The following is a 440-nucleotide window of genomic DNA, read 5'->3' as shown; positions in this document are numbered from 1 at the left end:
AGCGGAGCGGGAGTTGAAATGCGCTGGGCAAGCAATTGCGTTAAAGCGCGAACATGCCATATTTGTCCGTGATCTTTGAAGCGTTGTACTTCTCGAGACAGCGGAAAATCGTAGTCTCCCAAGGTAAATAGCCGTTGCCAAGGGGGAGGCTCGGAGAGGCACTCGCCGCAAATACTCTCTATATTCGCTTCCTCTGCTTTTAAGCTCAATCCACAACGTTGGCAGCGTTTTACTGGCGTAAGATATTGATAACAGTGATCACACCAACGCAGCGCATTGGGTTGAGCGGCAGCCAGAATCGGGAAGCGACATAAACCGCATTGACTGCTGAGCACACGATGCATGATGTTTTGCCAGTGATGAGATAACATACCGCTTATTCAAGGTTAGATTTTGCACAGCCTAACGCTTGAGTGAAGCGATAAGGAATAAAATAAGTG

1 pseudogene is annotated in these 440 nt (G+C 48.2%); it reads right to left on the bottom strand.

Features of this window, described 5'->3' with window-relative positions:
• Positions 1 to 371 (bottom strand): annotated as a pseudogene (locus R7044_RS25240) (ComF family protein); the annotation flags it as partial.
• Positions 372 to 440: the final 69 nt, after the last annotated feature.

The sequence above is a fragment of the Vibrio sp. 1402 genome (assembly GCF_033340275.1).
This window is presented reverse-complemented; position numbering and strand designations above follow the sequence as displayed.